This window comes from Streptomyces sp. NBC_00859 (assembly GCF_045161865.1).
Classification (GTDB): domain Bacteria; phylum Actinomycetota; class Actinomycetes; order Streptomycetales; family Streptomycetaceae; genus Streptomyces.
Genome location: NZ_CP108826.1, coordinates 3,697,822 through 3,715,885, shown reverse-complemented (window position 1 = coordinate 3,715,885; position 18,064 = coordinate 3,697,822). Strand labels below are relative to the sequence as shown.

The 18,064-nt window shown below is 73.9% G+C and carries 16 protein-coding genes; 13 read left to right on the top strand and 3 right to left on the bottom strand.

Features of this window, described 5'->3' with window-relative positions; genetic code table 11:
* Window positions 1–69 precede the first annotated feature (69 nt).
* The 8 genes from OG584_RS15955 (at window position 70) to OG584_RS15920 (ending at window position 9,635) form a co-directional block, all read left to right on the top strand.
* On the top strand, window positions 70–1,182 hold the full coding sequence (locus OG584_RS15955; protein ID WP_405778499.1) for a glycosyltransferase family 4 protein: 1,113 nt from the start codon (window positions 70–72) through the stop codon (window positions 1,180–1,182).
* On the top strand, window positions 1,179–2,672 hold the full coding sequence (locus OG584_RS15950) for an exopolysaccharide biosynthesis polyprenyl glycosylphosphotransferase (RefSeq protein ID WP_405778498.1): 1,494 nt from the start codon (window positions 1,179–1,181) through the stop codon (window positions 2,670–2,672). The genes OG584_RS15955 and OG584_RS15950 overlap by 4 nt, the downstream gene beginning before the upstream one ends.
* Window positions 2,669–4,081, top strand: coding sequence for an O-antigen ligase family protein (locus OG584_RS15945; protein WP_405784098.1), 1,413 nt, complete (start codon window positions 2,669–2,671; stop codon window positions 4,079–4,081). Before OG584_RS15950 ends, OG584_RS15945 begins: the two co-directional genes overlap by 4 nt.
* Window positions 4,078–5,745 carry a murein biosynthesis integral membrane protein MurJ gene (gene murJ, locus OG584_RS15940; RefSeq protein ID WP_405778497.1) on the top strand — a complete coding sequence of 556 codons (1,668 nt, stop codon included), beginning with the start codon at window positions 4,078–4,080 and terminating at the stop codon, window positions 5,743–5,745. The genes OG584_RS15945 and murJ overlap by 4 nt, the downstream gene beginning before the upstream one ends.
* Window positions 5,735–6,499: a polysaccharide deacetylase family protein gene (locus OG584_RS15935; protein WP_405778496.1), complete on the top strand. Its 765-nt coding sequence runs from the start codon at window positions 5,735–5,737 to the stop codon at window positions 6,497–6,499. The genes murJ and OG584_RS15935 overlap by 11 nt, the downstream gene beginning before the upstream one ends.
* Window positions 6,496–7,659 (top strand): glycosyltransferase, encoded by a 1,164-nt coding sequence (locus tag OG584_RS15930; protein WP_405778495.1) that lies wholly within the window; start codon window positions 6,496–6,498, stop codon window positions 7,657–7,659. Before OG584_RS15935 ends, OG584_RS15930 begins: the two co-directional genes overlap by 4 nt.
* Window positions 7,660–7,743: 84 nt before the next feature.
* Window positions 7,744–8,445, top strand: coding sequence for a lipopolysaccharide biosynthesis protein (locus OG584_RS15925; RefSeq protein WP_405778494.1), 702 nt, complete (start codon window positions 7,744–7,746; stop codon window positions 8,443–8,445).
* Complete coding sequence (locus OG584_RS15920; protein WP_405778493.1) at window positions 8,445–9,635, top strand: GNAT family N-acetyltransferase; 1,191 nt, start codon at window positions 8,445–8,447, stop codon at window positions 9,633–9,635. The genes OG584_RS15925 and OG584_RS15920 overlap by 1 nt, the downstream gene beginning before the upstream one ends.
* Before the next feature lie 56 nt (window positions 9,636–9,691).
* Here the strand turns inward: OG584_RS15920 and OG584_RS15915 are convergent, their stop codons facing one another.
* Window positions 9,692–10,966, bottom strand: coding sequence for a glycoside hydrolase family 26 protein (locus OG584_RS15915; RefSeq protein WP_405778492.1), 1,275 nt, complete (start codon window positions 10,964–10,966; stop codon window positions 9,692–9,694).
* A 147-nt stretch (window positions 10,967–11,113) separates the two neighbouring features.
* On the opposite strand from OG584_RS15915, the gene OG584_RS15910 reads away from it, so the two are divergent.
* From OG584_RS15910 to OG584_RS15900, 3 genes are all read left to right on the top strand, one after another.
* Window positions 11,114–12,463 carry an ATP-grasp domain-containing protein gene (locus tag OG584_RS15910; protein WP_405778491.1) on the top strand — a complete coding sequence of 450 codons (1,350 nt, stop codon included), beginning with the start codon at window positions 11,114–11,116 and terminating at the stop codon, window positions 12,461–12,463.
* 20 nt (window positions 12,464–12,483) lie between these two features.
* Window positions 12,484–13,758, top strand: coding sequence for an NAD(P)-binding domain-containing protein (locus tag OG584_RS15905; RefSeq protein ID WP_405784096.1), 1,275 nt, complete (start codon window positions 12,484–12,486; stop codon window positions 13,756–13,758).
* A 256-nt stretch (window positions 13,759–14,014) separates the two neighbouring features.
* The gene (locus tag OG584_RS15900) at window positions 14,015–14,509 is read left to right on the top strand and encodes a DUF5949 family protein (protein ID WP_405778490.1); all 495 of its coding nucleotides are present in this window, start codon (window positions 14,015–14,017) and stop codon (window positions 14,507–14,509) included.
* 78 nt (window positions 14,510–14,587) lie between these two features.
* Here OG584_RS15900 and OG584_RS15895 read toward each other — a convergent pair whose 3' ends face one another.
* The gene (locus OG584_RS15895) at window positions 14,588–15,877 is read right to left on the bottom strand and encodes a cytochrome P450 (protein ID WP_405778489.1); all 1,290 of its coding nucleotides are present in this window, start codon (window positions 15,875–15,877) and stop codon (window positions 14,588–14,590) included.
* 316 nt (window positions 15,878–16,193) lie between these two features.
* Between OG584_RS15895 and OG584_RS15890 the strand changes: the two genes are divergently transcribed.
* Both OG584_RS15890 and OG584_RS15885 read left to right on the top strand, forming a co-directional pair.
* Entirely contained in the window at window positions 16,194–16,643 is a 450-nt protein-coding gene (locus OG584_RS15890; RefSeq protein ID WP_405778488.1) for a tyrosinase family oxidase copper chaperone, read from the top strand.
* Between the two features lie 18 nt (window positions 16,644–16,661).
* Entirely contained in the window at window positions 16,662–17,522 is an 861-nt protein-coding gene (locus tag OG584_RS15885; protein ID WP_405778487.1) for a tyrosinase family protein, read from the top strand.
* A gap of 122 nt (window positions 17,523–17,644) precedes the next feature.
* Here the strand turns inward: OG584_RS15885 and OG584_RS15880 are convergent, their stop codons facing one another.
* Entirely contained in the window at window positions 17,645–17,932 is a 288-nt protein-coding gene (locus OG584_RS15880; protein WP_405778486.1) for a chaplin, read from the bottom strand.
* Window positions 17,933–18,064: the final 132 nt, after the last annotated feature.

Here is an 18,064-nt window from a genome sequence, read left to right as displayed (position 1 = left end):
AGTAATTCCTCCCCGCACCGGCTGACGGTATTTCACCTCGTGCAGCCCGTGGAAGGCGGAGTCGCCCGCGTGGTCACCGATATGGTGCGGGCCCAAGTCGCCGAAGGGATCAGAGCAGTTGTGGCCTGCCCGCCCGGGGCCGGTCTGGCGTCGGCGCTCGCCGGGTCCGGCGCCGATGTCCTTCCCTGGCGGGCCGGCCGGTCGCCGGGCCCCGGTCTGGCCGCCGAGACCGCTGCCGCCGCCCGGCTCATCCGCGCGGCCCGCCCCGATGTGGTCCACGCGCACAGCTCCAAGGCCGGACTGGCCGCGCGGCTCGCTGTGCGCGGGCGGGTACCGACGGTCTTCCAGCCGCACGCCTGGTCGTTCGATGCGGTCGGCGGCGGGACCGCCCGCCTCGCGCTGGCCTGGGAGCGGTACGCGGCCCGGTGGGCCGAGCGGGTCCTCTGTGTCAGTGAGGCCGAACGGCGGGCCGGTGAAGCGGCGGGAATCGCCGCCAGGTGGGCGGTGATCCGCAACGGCGTCGACCTCGGCGAGTTCAGCGCCGACGCAGCCGCGGACCCCGGACCGGATGCCGGAGCAGCACCCCCGGGCCCCGGCCCGGTCGTCGTCTGCGTCGGCCGGCTCTGCCCGCAGAAAGGCCAGGACGTCCTGCTGCGCGCCTGGCCCGAGATCCTCCGTGCGGTTCCCGGAGCCCGCCTCGTCCTGGTCGGGGACGGCCCCGACCGTGAACTGCTGACCCGCACCGCACCGCCCGGCGTGCTGTTCACCGGAGCGGTCGACGGGCCGCGCGGCTGGCTGCGCGCCGCCGACCTCGTCGTCCTGCCGTCCCGCTGGGAGGGCATGGCCCTGGCCCCGCTCGAAGCGATGGCCTGCGGGCGGCCCGTCGTCGTATCCGACGTGAACGGCGCCCGCGAGAGCCTGCCGCCGGGCCACGAACGGCACGGCCTCGTGCCGCCGGACGACCCGCACGCGCTGGCCCGCGCGGTCGGGAAGCTGCTCGCCGACGCCCCCCTGCGGGACCGTCTGGGCCGCGAGGCCGAAGCTCACGCCCGCACGAATTTCGATGTGCGGCACACGGCCACCGCGGTCTCGGAGCTGTACCGGCGGCTCGTCGGCCCGCGAGGTCTGCCGGTGCTGCCGGGTCCGCCACATTCCACGAAGAGGGAGCACATCAGCCGATGACGACGGACAGCGCACATGCTCCCCGGGCGGGCGGCGGTGGCCCGGCCACGGCCGTGCAGCGGCCGGTGCCCGCGATCCACCCGCCGCGCAGCGCGGACGGCCCGCGCCCCGGTCCGGCGCGGCAGGTACGGCTGCGGCGGGGCCGCGCCGCAGCGCCACTTGTCGCAGGCGACACCCTCGCCCTGGCCGCAACCAGCGCACTGGTGCCGGGGCTGCGTCTGGCGCCGCTGGTCCTCGTACCACTGCTGGTGCTGCACCTGTCCCTGCACGTCCGCGGCGGCCTCTACCGGCGGCGCCTGTCCCCGTCGGCGCTGCTCGAACTGCCCGCGCTGCTCGGCCATGCGCTGGTCCTGTGGTGCGCGGCCGCCGCGTGCCTCGCCGCTGTCGGGCCATGGCGTGTCCTGGACTGGACGGTGCTGGCCACCGCGGTCGCCGCGCAGACCCTCATCGGATGCACGGTCCGCGGCGCGGTCCACCAGCTGCTGCGCCTCTCGGCTGCCCGGCACTGCCGCTCGACACTGATCGTCGGCGGTGGATCCACCGCCCAGCAGATCAGCGCCGCGCTCTACGCGCACCCGGCTTACGGCATGCGCCCGGTGGGCCTGGTGGAGACCGGGGCCGGCGGCACGGCCGAGGCGGCCGGGCCCGGCGCGGTGGACGGGAATCCGGCCCTGCCCGTGCTGGCGGCCCACGAGGACATCCGCCGCGCCGTCATCCAGACCACCGTCCGCCACGCGCTGTTCGTCGGCCACGGCAGGGCGGGCGCCGACGACCCCTCGCTCGTCCAGCTGCTCGGCGGACACGGCGTGCACATGTGGCTCGTCGACACCGCGGGGACCGAGCACCGGCGGGTCTCGGCGGACCACCTGTGGGGGTTCGCCGTGCGGCCGCTGGCCGCCTCCGGCCACCGTGCGAGCCGTCGGGGCAAGCGCGTCCTGGACACCTCGCTCGCCTGCCTGGCACTGCTCGCGGCAGCGCCCGTGATGGGGCTGTGCGCCCTGGCCGTACGGATCTCCGACGGGCCGGGTGTCCTCTTCAGGCAGGAGCGGATCGGCATGGACGGACGGGCCTTCACACTGCTCAAGTTCCGCACGCTGCGCCCGGCCGACGACCACGAGTCGGCGACCCGGTGGAGTGTCGCCATGGACCGCCGGATGAGCGGTGTCGGCAGCCTGCTGCGCCGGACCTCGCTCGACGAGCTGCCGCAGCTGTGGAACGTGGTGCGCGGCGACATGAGCCTGGTGGGCCCGCGCCCCGAACGCCCCTACTTCGTCACGAAGTTCTCCGGCAGCCACCCCGGCTACCGGTCCAGACACCGGATGCCCGTCGGGATCACCGGGCTCGCCCAGATCAGCGGGTTGCGCGGCGATACCTCCATCGAGGACCGCGCCCGCTTCGACAACCACTACATCGACAGCTGGTCGCTCTGGCAGGACATCTGCATCCTCGTCAGGACCGCGGGCTCCCTCTTCAGGATGGGGGGCAGCTGACCGTGACGGTCCTCACCCCGGCCCCGGCGCTCCCCCGGCCGCGTACCGAACGGCCCGGCCGGCGGCTCTCCGGCCGCCTCACCCACTGGTGGCCGGTACTGCCCGCGGCAGCGCCGGTGCTGCTGCTCGCCGTCCCCTTCGAGTACGGGAACGGGTCCAGCACCTCCACCAACATCTCTGTCGCGGACGTCGCTTCGGCGTTCCTGGTGCTGTTCTGCGCGGTACGGCTGCTGCGGAGCGGATCGCGCCCGCTGAGCCCGGCCGCCGCGCTCGTGCTGGGCGTCCCGGCCGCCGGGCTCGCCGTCGCGACCATGACCGCCGCCGACCCGGCCGCCGCGCTCCCCGGGTTCGTCCGCTACCTCCAGGTGTTCGTACTGGTGCCGGCGGCTGTCGTGCTGCTGCTCAGGGACGCCCGGGACTTCCGTCTCGTGGCCGGATCATTCGTCGTACTCGCCCTGGTCCAGGGCGGGTTCGGGGTCTGGCAGTACGTGACCCGCACCGGCGCCTCCTACATGGGCTCCGACATCAGGGCCGTCGGCACCTTCGGCCCCACCGACGTCATGGGGATGGCCACCATCGTGGCGTTCGGGATGGTCGTCGCGACCGGCCTCGCCCTGCGCCCGCCACCCGGCGCGCCCCGCTGGGTGCGCCCTGCGGCGCTCGGCGCCGTGGTGGCGCTCGTGGTGCCTCTCGCGTTCTCCTTCAGCCGCGGCTCGTGGATCGCCACGGCGGTCGCGGTGGCGGCCGTCGTCCTGCTCGCCGGATTGCGCACGGCGGTGCGCACCCTGGCGGCCGCGGTCGCCGTGGCGGTGGTGCTCGTGGGCGGCTTCGGGGTCGGCTCGCAGCTGATCACCGACCGGATCGGCTCGATCACCCAGGTCGCCGCGGCGCCCGACCAGTCGGTCACCGACCGGTACACGATGTGGGCCGCCGCGGTCAGCATGTGGCGCGAGGAGCCCGCGACGGGCGTCGGCCTCAAGGGCTTCCCCGCGTACCGCGACGGACACGCGTCGCTGGGGCTCTCGTCCGGTTCGGACACGGCGGGCGCGGGCCACGCCTACCAGCGCCAGCCCCTGCTCTCCCCGCACAACATGTATCTGCTGGTCCTCAGCGAACAGGGCCTCATCGGCATCACCGCGCTGGCCGGCAGCTGGGCGGCGCTGCTGGCCGGCGGGGCGCGCCGGCTGTACGGGGCGCGGAGAGCGCGCGGAGCGGCCGCCGACTGCGGTCTCGTGGCGGTGGGTCTGGCGCTCTGGCAGTCGGTCGACTTCCTGTACGCGGACATCGGCGGCCCCTCCACCGCATTGACCGGCATCGTCTTCGGCCTCATCGCCTGGTGGGCGCTGGCCGGTCCGGTGCCGCCGGGTGCGGCTGTCCCGGGCGGCGTACGGGCGCCGGGCACCGTATGAACGAGACGACCACCGGTGCCGGCCCGCGCGCCACCGCGCGGACGCCCGTGCCCGCACCGCCGGCCGCGGTCCACGCGCCGCCGGGCCCGCAGACACCGCCACGGCTCGGCAAGGTGCTCGCCAGGGCCGCCGCCGTCACCGCCGCGCTGACCATCGCCGGTTCCGTGCTCGGTCTGGTCCGGGACCAGAGCATCGCGCACCTCTTCGGCGCGGGCAGCGACAGCGACGCGTTCCTCATCTCCTGGACCGTGCCGGAGATGGCTTCCACGCTGCTCATCGAGGACGCGATGGCGCTGGTCCTCGTACCGGCCTTCAGCCACGCCATGGCCAGGCGCGCCGCGGGGGAGCAACCGGACCCCGTACGGGGCCTGATCTCCGCCACCCTGCCGCGGCTCCTCGTCCTGCTCGGCTGTGTCACCGGGGGACTCGTCCTGGGCGCCCCGGTGATCGTGGATCTCCTCGCGCCCGGTCTCGCCGAGCCACAAGTGGCCGTGGAATGCACCCGGTTGACGGCTCTGACGGTGTTCTTCTTCGGTGTCACCGGCTATCTCAGCGCGGCACTGCGGGCGCACCGCAGCTATCTGCCGCCCGCCGCGATCTACGTGGCGTACAACGTCGGCATCATCGTCACCATGCTGGTGCTGCACTCCCTGTGGGGGGTGCGGGCCGCGGCGGCCGGGGTCGCCGTGGGCAGCGTGCTGATGGTGCTGGCCCAACTGCCCGCCTTTGTACGGCATCTTGCCGCACGACCGGCCGGTACGGGGGCCCTGCTCCCCGGTGGCGCGGCCCGTACCGTGCGGCCCGCGCTGCTGGGCATCGGGGTACTTGCGCCCGTCGTCATCTTCACCGTCTGCCGTCAGTCGCAGGTCCTCATCGAGCGGTTCCTGGCCGCCTCGCTGCCCGCCGGGGCGATCTCGCACCTGAACTACGCGCAGAAGGTCGCCCAGGTCCCGATGATGCTGTCGCTGATGATCTGCACGGTCACCTTCCCGGTGGTCGCGAAGGCCGTCGCCGACGGCGACGGGGACCAGGCGCGGCGCCGGGTCGAGCGCGATCTGGCGCTGGCCGCCTTCATGGTGCTGACCGGCACGGCGGTCGTCGTCGCCTACGCCCCGCAGATCATCGAAGTCCTCTTCCAGCGCGGCGCGTTCGGACCGCACGACACGGCGACCACCGCGTCCATCATGCGGGTGTACGCCCTCGGGCTGCTCGGGCAGTGCCTGGTCGGGGCCCTGGGGAGGCCGTTCTTCTCGGCGGTGCGCCCCACCTGGTTCCCGGCCGCCGCGATGGCGGCGGGGCTCCTCGTCAACGCGGTCGCCGGTGTGCTCGCGGTCGGCCCCTGGGGGGTGTACGGCATCGCCGCGTCCAACGCCCTGGGGATCACCGTCACCGCCGGGCTCCTGCTCCGGGGCCTCGGCTCGCGCGTCGTCTCCATCCATGTGCGGGGCGTCGCGGTGACGCTCGCCAGGCTGTCCGCCGCGGCCGTCGCCGCCGGTGCGGCCGGCCTGCTGGCCGCACCCCTGATCCCCGGCGCGCTGCCGAGCCTGATCACCGGCTGCCTGCTGGTGCCCGGTGTGTTCGGCGCCGCGGCACTCGCGCTGCGCGCCCCCGAAGTCGTCGGCCTGCTCGACCTCACCAAGCAAAGGTTCCGTCATGTCAGCTGACACGGTGTCCCGCGACACCGCCCCGCCCGCACCCCGGTCCCGTACCCACCCGTGGATCCTGATGTACCACTCGGTGGCCGACCCCACCGACGACCCGTACGGCATCACCGTCGCCCCCGAGCGGCTCGAACAGCAGCTGCGCTGGCTGGAGCGCCGCGGGCTGACAGGCGTCGGTGTCGGCGCCCTGCTGCGGGCCCGTGCCGAAGGGCGCGGCCGGGGGCTCGTCGGCCTGACCTTCGACGACGGCTACCGGGACTTCACGGACCGGGCGCTGCCCCTCCTGAAGCGGCACGGGTGCACGGCGACCCTGTTCGTCCTGCCCGGCAGGCCGGGCGGCGAGAACGCCTGGGACGCGCTCGGCCCGCGCAAACCGCTCCTGACCGAGGACGGCATCCGGGCCGCCGCCGACGCGGGCATGGAGATCGGCTCGCACGGCCTGTACCACCAGGACCTCACCGGGACGGACGACGACGAGCTGCGTGAGGAGACCCGGGGGAGCCGCGAACTCCTCCGCCGGATCACCGGGGCAGCTCCGGAGGGCTTCTGCTACCCGTACGGCACCATCGACCGGCGGGCCGTCGACGCGGTGCGCGACGCCGGTTACGGCTACGGCTGCGCCATCGGCCCCGGCCGGCTCGCCGGTGTTCACGCACTGCCCCGCACCCACATCAGCCACGCGGACCGCGGTCTGCGCCTGGGGACGAAGCGGGCGCTGCACCGGCTGCGGCAGCTGGCGCCCGGAGGCGGCCGGTGAGGGTCCTGCACATCATCACCGGGCTCGGCGTCGGTGGCGCGGAGCAGCAACTGCGGCTTCTGCTGCGCCGGTTGCCCGCCGACTGCGACGTGGTCACCCTCACGAACCCGGGCCCGGTCGCCGACGGCCTGCACGCCGACGGGGTCTCCGTCACGCACCTGGGGATGCGCGGCAACCGCGACGTCACCGCGCTCCCGCGGCTGGCCCGGCTGATCCGGCGCGGCCGGTACGACCTGGTCCACACCCACCTCTACCGCGCCTGCGTGTACGGCAGGATCGCCGCGCGGCTGGCCGGGGTCCGCACCGTCGTCGCCACCGAACACTCGCTGGGGGAGCGGTACATCGAGGGCCGCCCGCTCACCCGGTCCACCCGTGCCCTGTATCTGCGGACCGAGCGGCTGGGCACCGCGACGGTCGCGGTGTCCGACACCGTCGCCGACCGGCTGCGTGCCTGGGGCGTCCCGGCGCGGCGCATCCATGTGGTGCCGAACGGCGTCGACGGGGAGCGGTTCCGGCACGACCCGCAGGTCCGGGCCGCCACCCGGGCCCTGCTGTCCGTCCCGGCCGGTGCGTTCGTGGTGGGCGGCGTCGGCAGACTGGTGCCGGGCAAGCGCTTCGACCTGCTGGTACGTGCGGTCGCCGCGCTGCCGGGCGTCCGGCTGCTGCTGGCCGGGGACGGGCCCGAGCGGGAAGCGCTGCGGGACCTCGCCCGCCGGCTCGGGGCCGGGGACCGCGTCCACCTGCTCGGCGAGTGCGACGCGCTGCCCGACGGACCGCACCCCGGGCCGACCGTCCCCGCCGTCCTGGACGCCGTGGACGTCTTCGTCTCCGCGTCCGGCGAGGAGTCGTTCGGGCTCGCCGTGGTCGAGGCGCTGGCCGCCGGGCTCCCGGTCCTGCACGCCGCCTGCCCGGCGCTCGACGACCTGCCGCCCGGCGCGGTGCCCGGTGCGGTGCGGCTGCCGGGCGGCGCCGGGGCGATCGAGGCGGCGCTCCGTCACCAACTGGACCTGGGGGCGCGGCGGCTGGCGCCTCCGCCGGTGGTCGGCCGCTACGACATCGCGCGCAGCGCCGCCGGCCTTTTCGACGTGTACACACGGGTCCTCGCGGACCGCCCCGTCCGTCCGCCCGTTCGGCCCACGACGGTGACCCCCGTCCCGTGACCCCCGCAAGCCCCATCCGGGACCAGCCCTCAGCGACCAGTGGCTGTGCGACATCTCCATGACATCGACGAAGAAGTGAGACCCATGCCTGATTCCCCCCGCCAGGACCACCGCGCCGCCCCCCGGGCGCTCACCGTCGGACGCGCCGTGCGCCGCCGCTTCGCCGCGCTGCCGCTCTGGTGGCCACTGCCGGTGTGCGCCGTCGCCGGCATCGTCGGCGGTGCGTCGTACGGTGCGCTCGCAGCGCCCGAGTACACCGCGACCAGCTATGTCGTCGCGGCGCCCGCCAAGGGCGCCGACCCCGCCATCGCCCTCGGTTTCGCCCAGGCGTACGGACGTATCTCCACCAGCACCTCCACGCTCGCCGCCGCACAGTCCGCAGCGGGCGTCCCGGCGCGGACGCTGGGCCGGCACGTCCGTACCGAGACCTCGCCCGAGTCCCCGATGATCGGGGTCACCGGCACCGCCACGGGCGCCGGCAAAGCGGCCGACATCGCCAACGCGGTGGCCGGTGCGCTCACCGCCAGCGGCAACGGCGCGGCGGACAACACCGGGGTCCGGCTGGTCCTGTTCGCGAAGGCCGTCGCTCCCTCGTCCGCCGTCTCCCCCTCGACGCCGGTCAGCATCGCCGTCGGCGGCTGTGCGGGCGGCCTCGCCGGAGCGCTCGCGCTGCTGGTGCGCCCGCGCCGCAAGCAGTGGAGCGCGGGCACGGCGGTCCCGGCGCCCGCCCAGGCCACCGGATCCGACGTGCTCGCCGAGCCCGCCCAGCAGAAGGAACACGTCTGATGGCGGTGGCCGCCGGGACCGGTACCCGGATCGCCGGGGCTGAGGCCGGGACGGGGGCAGGCCTGTCCGTGACGCTGTGCCGCGACGAACGGCAGTTCGCCGCGCTGGAGACCCAGTGGGCGGCGCTGCACCGCGGCTGCGCCACCGCCACCCCGTTCCAGAGCCATTCCTGGCTGCACTCCTGGTGGCTCTCGTACGGCACACCGGGGCGGCTGCGGGTGGTGCTCGTACGGCGCGGCGAACGGCTCGTCGGGGCAGCCCCGCTGATGCTCGTCCACCGGCCGCTGCCGCTGCTCGTCCCGCTGGGCGGCGGTATCTCCGACTTCTCGGACATCCTCATCGACGGTTCGCAGCCGCCCGGCACGCTCACCGCCCTGGCCGAGGGGCTGCGCAGGGCGTCCCGGCACGCGCTGATCGACCTGCGCGAGGTACGTCCGGGAGCCGCGGCCGAGCAGCTCTTCGACAGCTGGCCCGGCGTACGGCGCAGGCTCGACGACTCGGTCTGTCTCGAACTGCCCGCCGAGCCCATCGACCAGCTGGTGAAGAGGCTCGCCTCGTCGCGGGCCCAGCGGGTCCGGGCCAAACTGCGCAAGCTCGACGCGCTGCGGATCGAGGAGCACACCGTCGCCGAGCACGAAGTGCCCTGCACCATCCAGGAGCTGCTGCGGCTGCACGAGCTGCAGTGGCGCGGGCGCGGTGTCACACCCGAGCACCTCAGGCCCCGGTTCGCCGAACATCTGACCCGCGCGACCCAGCGCATGGTCAGGGACGGTGATGCCGCGCTCACCGAGTACCGGCTGGACGGCGCGGTGGTCGCCGCCAATGTGACGCTCCAGTCCGCTCACCTCAGCGGCGGCTATCTGTACGGCGCCGATCCGCAGCTCCGTACGAAGAAGGTCGACGTGGCGACGATGCTGCTGCGCCGCGACGCCCGGCACGCCGCGGAGAGCGGGCGGACCGTCATCAGCCTGCTGCGGGGCACCGAACCGTACAAGAGCCACTGGCGCCCGGCCGTCGTCGTCAACCAGCGGCTGCTGCTCGCGCCGACCGCGCTCACCCCGGTGCTGAACCTGTACGCGGCCCAGCTGGCGGCCCGTGACCTGGCGGCCGGCGCGGCGCGCTCCATCGGGCTCGTGGCGCGCCAGTGGCGTGCCAGGCTCAGCGGCCGGCAGGCGGACGGCGACCGGTGACCGGCCACCCCCCGCCGGCCGGGACCGCCCGGCCGGCCGGTCCGCCCTGCGTCCCGTCAGTCGGTCGGCAGGGACACACAGATCTTCCGGGGCTTGAACCAGGGGCTCGCCCAGTCGCCCAGGTCGACCGGGACGCACCACTGCTTCTGGCCGTTCGGCTCGGTGGGCGGCTGCACCGGCGGCCGGCTCGGCGTCGGCTCCGTGCTGGGGTGCGTGCCCGGCTCCGGCTGGGCCTCCCCGGCCACCGTGGTCCGGAAGATCTTCGACGCCTCGGGGTTCTCGTCGCACTGCCACACACCGTGCGGGCAGTAGTCCGTGATGGTCTGGTAGAGCGGCTTGTGCGCGTCGAACCAGGCCAGCATCCCGCGCATGTAGTCGGTGTCGTCGCCGTTCCTGAAGAGCCCCCACTCCGGGTAGGAGATCTGCTTCTTGTGCGCGGCGGCGAAGTCGACCTGGGCCTGGAGCCCGTACGCACCCTTCACCTGGTCCTCGAAGGTGTCGCCCGGCGGCTGGTCGTAGGAGTCCATCCCCACGATGTCCACCGTGTCGTCGCCCGGGTAGCACTGCGTCCAGGGCACGTCGTCCGGGCCGCGGTTGGGCGTGAAGTCGAACTTGAACTTCTGGCCGGGAACGGAACGCATCGCGGCGACGACGCGGTTCCAGTACGTCTTCCAGCCCTGCGGGTCGGGGCCGCAGCGCTGGGTGTAGGTCGTCCCGTTCATCTCCCAGCCCAGCACGATCACCGTGTCGGGGATCCCCAGCTTCACCAGCCGGGTGGCCAGCTTGCGGTAGTGGTCGTCGAAGTCACCCCGTGCACCCTGGCCGATGAGGCCCCGGACGTCGTCGTCGGACACATGGTCCTCGTTGTGCTGCTGCATGGGCACGTTGAGCACGAACATCCGGTCGGACTCGGCCCGCCGCCACTTCGCCCAGCTCTCCAGGAAGTCGGGCCGGCCCTCGATGTTCGACCACACGTCACCCGGCAGGTACGTGTGCCCCACCCGCACGTCCGCACCGCCCAGCCAGTGCGAGAGGTCGGCCATACGTGCGACGCCCTTCGGCCCGTAGTCCAGGTACGCGCCCACCGCCGGGGCGGCGGGCTTCGGCGTCGCGGGAGCGGAGGGCTTCGGTGTCGCGGCGCCGGCGGGGACGGAGGGCTTCGGTGCCGTGGGACCGGCCGGGGCGGGTGCCGGGGGCTCGGCGCCCACGGGGCCGGTGGGGGCCGGCGCGGGCGCGAGCGCGCCCTGCGCGCCCCCTGCTCCGGAGACGAGAAGGCCGGTGGCCACGGCCGCGATACAGATGCCCCTCAGCCGGCGGCGTGGGTTCGGCATGGGCCTCTCCTCGTTCAGGTGACGGAATCAGCGGACTCATGAGTCATTGGTCAAACGGTCCCCCCGATGAGTCGGCCGGGCGCGCTGCGCTGGGCCATCGGTGCGTATATGACCCCCAGTCAGCTCCATCCAGGTGAAAGACGTGACGTGAAGCCACCACCCGACGCCGGGTCCCCGGCACCCGCCCTGCTCGTCCGGCTCGACCGGAACCCGCTGCACCACGGCACTCTCGGCGCCGTCAGGTCGCTGGGCCGGGCGGGGATCGAGGTGCACGCCCTGGTCGAATCGGCGAGCAGCCCGGTCACCCGCTCCCGCCACCTGCACGCCGCCCACACCGTTCCCCCCGGCCACGTGACCCGGGACCACCTCCACCGGACGCTGCTCCGTGTCTCCGAACGCATCGGCCGGCCCGCCGTACTGATCGCGATGGACGACGTCAGCGCCATCCACATCGCCCAGCTCGCCCCGCGCCTCAGCGGGCACTACCTGCTGCCCGAGCAGCCCGCCGGACTGCCGGGCCGCCTCGCCGACAAGGCCGAACTCGCCGCGCTCTGCGCGGAGCTGGGTATCCCCCACCCGGCGACGGTGGTCCCCCGCAGCGGTGCGGAAGCGGCCGCCGCCGCCCGGCAGCTGGGGCTGCCGATGGTCGCGAAGTGGAGCAGGCCCTGGCTGCTGCCCGGCGGCCTGGACCTGCGCAGCACGACCCTGGTGCACACGGCGGCCGAGGCGCTGCGCCTGTACGAGCGGCGCGGGACCGCGGGGAGCCGGCTGCTGCTCCAGCGGTATCTGCCGTACGGCCCCGACAACGACTGGTTCTTCCACGGCTACTTCGCCGGCCGCGGCGGCTGCCTGATGGGCGGTACGGGACACAAGGTGCTCTCCTGGCCGCTCCGTACGGGCCTGACCGCCGTGGGCCGCTGGCTGCCGAACCCGGAGGTGGAGCGCGCGGCCCACCGCCTCGCGGCCCATGTCGGCTACCGCGGCATCCTCGACCTCGACTTCCGCCGTGACCCGTCGACCGGTGGCTTCCACCTGCTGGACTTCAACCCGCGCCCCGGGGCGCAGTTCCGCCTCTTCACCGACCGGACCGGGCTCGACGTCGTACGGGCGCAGTACCTGGACCTGACGGGCCGCCCCGTACCGCCGTCCGCCGCCCGGTGGGGCCGGACCTTCGTCGCCGAGAACTACACGCTGCTCTCGGTTCTGGCCTCCGGCGGCAGGCCGTGGCCGCTGGAGCGCTCGCGGGGCGCGGGCGGGCGGGTCCGCGACGGGGCCGAGGGCGCCTGGTTCGCGCGGGACGACATCCGCCCCTTCCTCGCCATGGGCGCCGTCTGGTGCGGCCGGGCGCTGCGCAGGGGCGCCGGGCTGCTGCGCCGGCCGTCCCCGGCCCCTGCTGACCCGCCGGCGGCGGGGTGCGCGGGCGGCGTCCCCGCCACCCGGGCCTCCCCCGACGGCAGTTCCGCCCCGCGGCCCGACAACGCTCCAGCACGACGATGACGACGAGAGAGGACCGCACCATGTACGACCTGACAGTCATCGGAGCCGGCCCGTACGGGCTGTCCGTCGCGGCGCACGCCGCATCCGCCGGGCTGCGCACCCGGGTACTCGGCAGGCCCATGGCCTCATGGCGCGACCACATGCCGCAGGGCATGTTCCTCAAGTCTGAACCCTGGTCCTCGAACCTCTCCGACCCCGGCGGCAGCCACACCCTCGGCGCGTTCTGCGCCTCCCGCGGTCTGCGCACCGGCCACGGCAGCCCGCTGCCCATCGGCACCTTCACCGACTACGGTCTCTGGTTCGCCGGCCGTGCGGTCCCGCCCGTCGAGGAACTGACCGTCACCCGGGTACGGCCGGACTCCGCAGGCCTCCTCGTCGAGACGGCCGGCGACGCACCCTTCCGCAGCCGCACGGTGGCGCTCGCGGTCGGCGTCCTGCCGTTCGTCAACATCCCGGCCCCCCTGCGGTCCCTGCCCGCTGACCGCTGCTCGCACAGCAGCGGTCACCAGGACCTGAACCGCTTCCGCGGCCAGGACGTCACCGTCGTCGGCGCCGGGCAGGCGGCGCTGGAGACCGCGACGCTGCTCGCCGAGAACGGCGCGCGGCCCCGGCTGCTCGCACGCGCCGGCCACATCGACTGGAACACCACACCCCAGCCGCTGCGCAGGGGCCCGCTCCGCTCGCTCCGCGAGCCGCACAGCGGGCTCGGCACGGGTTGGAGGAGCTGGGTCTGGTCGGAGGCCCCCGGTCTCGTAAGGCGGCTGCCGGGAAGCACCCGGGACCGTATCGCGCGGAACGCGCTGGGCCCCGCCGGTGCCTGGTGGCTGCGGGACCGGTTCGAGCGGCAGGTGCCTGTGGAGCTGGGGTACGAGATGCGCACGGCCACCGTCACGGGCGGCCGGGTCCGGCTCGTGCTCACCGCGGCCGGCGACCCGGCAGGCAGGCACGGCACCCGTACCGTCGAGACCGACCACGTGATCGCCGCCACCGGCTTCACCCCCGGACTCGGCCGGCTCGGGCATGCCGGGCTGCTCGACGAGCGGCTGCTGCGCTCGCTGGCCACGGTGGGCGCCGGGGGCTCGCCCGAGCTGAGCGCCGGGTTCGAGTCGTCCCACCCCGGCCTCTTCTTCGCGGGGCTCCTGGCCGCGCCGTCCTTCGGACCTTCGATGCGCTTCGTGCACGGTGCCGGCTTCACCGCGGGACGGCTGGTCCGCGGCGTACGGCGCAGGCTGGGTGCCACGGGCGGCAGCACCGCCACGCAGGAGCCGGCGGTGGCACTGCCGGGAGGGCGGTAGGGGCCGCCCGGACGCGTCCTTCCCCGGCAGTAAACCCCCGAAGCGACCCCGGCAGTAACGAATTCACCGCGCCGTCGTTGATCACGATGTCGCATGGGAGTGAACGTTTCCCTGCGGGCTGCCCAGGACCCTCCCGGTTCTGGGCAGTCCGGTTTGGCGGCCGGGTGCCCCGACTGATGGCTTTGCGGTCCGCCGTTCAGCCATCCGGGTGAACGGCCGCCGCGGGCACCCTCACCCGCCACTAGGGTGCCGAGCCATGACCGCATCCCAAACCGGCACAAGCAGTGTCCAGCGCGACCAGTTGGGCACGCTCTCCGTGCTCGCCTGGTCCGGCGACCCCGAAACCCACAACACGCCCTATCTGCTGGCCTATTCACTCGGTGACGGCAAGGACGGCGCCCCCGCGGGCGAGGCCGCCCTGCGCACGCTCTTCAACGAGCTCGGCCTTCCGCTGGGCAGCTCCCTGGCCGACGGTTCCCGGCCCGGCTTCCCGGTCAGGCTGCTCGTCGAGGGCGGCCAGGCGGCCGTCAACATGCCGTATCTGAGCGCCCAGTGCCCGGTCCCGCCCGAGTGGCTCCAGGCCGTGGCCGAGCGGAGCCAGGTGCACTTCATGTTCGCGAGCAGGCCATGGCCCGACGCCGTGCCGGGCAGGCCCGTGACCGCGGAGATCCTCGGCGCCTTCGTCGGCGACGAGGCCGTGCTCGCCACGTCGGCGCACTGCCTGCTGCCGGTCACCCAGCTGCGGAAGTGACGCCTCCGTCCGGCGGCTGAGCGTGTGGGGCCGGGGGCGCGCCCCCGGCCCCACACCACCGTTGCCGTGCTCCGGCCGTCAGGGGGCCGGCGGGTCGAAGGCGAACCGCAGCGCCCGCACCCGGTTGTCGAAGTTCGACCCGGCCAGGTCCGGGAGACCCACCGCGCGCAGCGCCAGCGGGCGGCCCAGCAGCTCGCGGAAGAGCGCCTTGATCTCCTGGCGGGCCAGGTGCGAGCCCAGGCAGAAGTGCGGGCCGCCGCCGCCGTACCCCAGATGCGGGTTGGGGCTGCGGGTGATGTCGAAGGCGTCCGGGTCGGAGAAGACCCTCTCGTCGCGGTTGGCCGACGCGTAGTACAGGACGACCTTGTCACCGGGCCGGAAGAGGTGTCCGCCCAGCGCGTACTCCGTCCGCACTGTCCTGCGGAACTGGATGATCGGCGTCGAGTGCCGTACGACCTCGTCGACCGCGCCGTCCGCGTAACGGTCGAAGTCCGAAGCCAGCAGGGCGCGTTGGTCAGGGTTCTCGGTCAGCAGGGTCAGCGCGTGGGTGATCGCGTTCCGGGTGGTCTCGACCCCGGCCACCATCAGCAGCGAGAAGAACGAGCCGAGGCTGCGGGCGCCGAGCCCCTGCCCGTCGACGTCGGCCCGTACCAGCGCGGAGATCAGGTCGCCGGTGGGCCGCCGGCGCCGCTCGCGGCCCAGCGCTGCCATCATCAGGTGCATCCGGGCCAGCGCCCGCAGCCCGCGCCCCGGGTCGCGCAGCCGGGCGCCGATGCCGCGCTTCACGCCCGCGTTCTCCGACGCGTGGTCGACGCGGCCCGCGATCTCCGCGCGGTAGTGCTCCGGGATGCCCATGAGATTGCAGATGACCTCGAACGGCATCCGGGAAGCCACCGACGCCACGAAGTCGCCGGGCCGTTGCGCGATCATGTCGTCCACGACGCGCCCGGCGACGCGGCGGATGTCCTCGTCGGCCTCGGCGAGCAGCCGTGGTGTGAAGGCCCGGGAGACCACCCGGCGCAGCTGGGTGTGGTGCGGGGCGTCCATGTTGACCATGGACTCACCGAACAGGAACCTGACCCAGCGGGCGGGCTCCGGTGTGGTGACGCCGGGGGCGCTGGCGAACACCTGGGGCAGCCGGCTCGCCCGCACCACGTCGGCGTGGCCGACCAGCGCGTAGAACCCCTGCTCGGGCCGGCGCCGGGTGGCGGGGCGCTCCGTGAAGTACGCGGGTGATTCGAGCTTCCTGAGCGCGGCGAAGGCGTCCAGCCGCGCCCCGCGCGGCAGTTGCCAGAACAACGGGTCCGCGAGATCGGCTTCGGGTGGATGGACCGTGCGCCGCGCGGCCGGCTGTGCAGGGACCCTCATCTGCCGATGTCCTCCCCCCGGGCCGAACGGCCCTGGTCAGGCGGTCATCGTGGCGCATCGGCAGGGGCCCCGTCCGCCCGTACCGGGGTGCGCGGGCAAGTTCCCGCTCCGGAGCGTGACATTCCCCCCGTACGGCCGAACGGCCGCCGCTCCGGGGCCGGCGGAGTGAGCCGGAGCGGCTGGTCGGCGCGGCGGTGCGGTCACTTGTCTGAAGAACTGTTTCGTCGTGCCGTCGTTGTCAACGACGAGGCGGGGCCCGGCGTGCGTCACGCGCGGCGGGGCACGCCGCTCGGCGGGGTGAACCGGAGGGAACCAGATGAGAGCGTCCACGCGCGGCACGGACAGGAAGGCCCCGGCAAAGTGGGCGGCCCGCCCGGGGAAGCCGTCCCGCCGTGGTGTGCTGCGGGCGGTGTTCGCGGTGGGTGTGGCCGGCGGCACCGCCGGGGCGCTGTCCCCGATCGTGCGGGCGGGCGGCCGCGACGGCGATGACGGCAAGGGCATCCTGTCGCCCGGACCGCCGCAGGAACTGCGGGACGTCTTCGACGAGATGTACCGGGGCCGGCGCATCCGGGGCGGCACGGTGGACGACTCCACCGAGGTGACCGTCGACGGCAGGCCCCTGCACATCATGCGGCGGGCCGACGGCAGTTACCTCAGCATGGTCGACCACTACGAGTCGTACCCGTCGCCGCTTGCGGTGGCGCGTGGTGCGGTCGATGAACTGGGCACGGCCCAGCTGTCGTTGACATCCATGCAGCAGCTCTGACCGGGGAGGCCCTGACCCGTGTACACCCGCAAGAACCAGAAGGACCTCACCGCGGCCGAGAAGGCCCGGTTCGTCTCCGCCGTCCTGGAGGTCAAACGCTCGGGCCGGTACGACGACTTCGTCCGGACGCACGGTGCGTACTACGTGCCCGACGGGTCGCCGGGGAAGCGGGTCGCCCACATGGCGCCCACGTTCTTCCCCTGGCACCGGCGCTTCCTGCTGGAGTTCGAGCGTGCCCTCCAGGCGGTCGCCCCCGGTGTCACCGTGCCCTACTGGGACTGGACGGTGGACAACACGCAGGAAACCGGGCCCTGGGGCGACGACTTCCTGGGCGGCAACGGCCGGAGCTCGGACCACCAGGTGATGACGGGCCCCTTCGCGTACCGCACGGGGAACTGGGACGTGACGGTCGGTGTGACCGTCAACAGGTTCCTCACACGCGACTTCGGCCGCCCGGCCCGGCCCGTGCCGCTGCCCACGCGGGCCGATCTGGCGCGCGCGGTGGAGGAGCCGCTCTACGACGCGGCCCCATGGGATTCCACCGTGCCGAAGGGCTTCCGCAACACCTTCGAGGGCTGGTCCGTCGGTGGCGGCCCGACCTGGCGCAATCACAACCTGGTGCACCGCTGGGTGGGCGGCGCGATGAACAGCGCGACCTCGCCCAACGACCCGGTCTTCTGGCTGCACCACTCCTTCTGCGACCTGGTGTGGGACCGCTGGCAGAAGGCGCATCCGCACTCCGGGTTCGTCCCGGTCGGGAAGCTGGCCGACGACGACCCGCAGAGCGGCCGGGTCTTCAGTCTCAACGAGCCGATGGCGCCGTGGGGTGACAAGCCTTCCTCGCTGCTGAGCCACGCTTCCCTCTACCGGTACGCCTGAGACACGGCGCGGGCGCCACCGGACACACCTGCGGCCCATCCCCGGTGAGGGGGATGGGCCGCAGGCCGCGGGAGGCGCTGCCTCCCGCTGTTTCAGCTCTGTCCGACCGGCGGGCCGGTCTCTCAGTTGCCGTAGCCGTCGTCGCCGTAGCCGCCGTGGGAGTGGTGCTGGTCGGCGTTGACGCAGGTGTTGCCGAACGCCGGGTTCAGCAGACCGACGACGTCGACGGTGTTGCCGCAGAGGTTCACCGGGATGTGGACCGGGACCTGGACCTCGTTGCCGGAGATGACACCGGGCGAGCCGACAGCGGCAGCGTGGGCCCCGGCGTCGGCGGCGGCCAGACCGGCGGAGCCGGCCAGGACGGCGCCGGTGCCCGCGAGTACGGCAGCGGCCTTCGCGATACGCGACATTGCGTTCTCCTTGGAACAGTGGAACGGGAACATTCAGGTTCGGCCGCAGCGATTCACGGTCCGACGTGTCGTTCAACGCCGCAGCGGACCGCCAGTAACGGATGACGATCAAAGTCACGGGCACACGGTGCG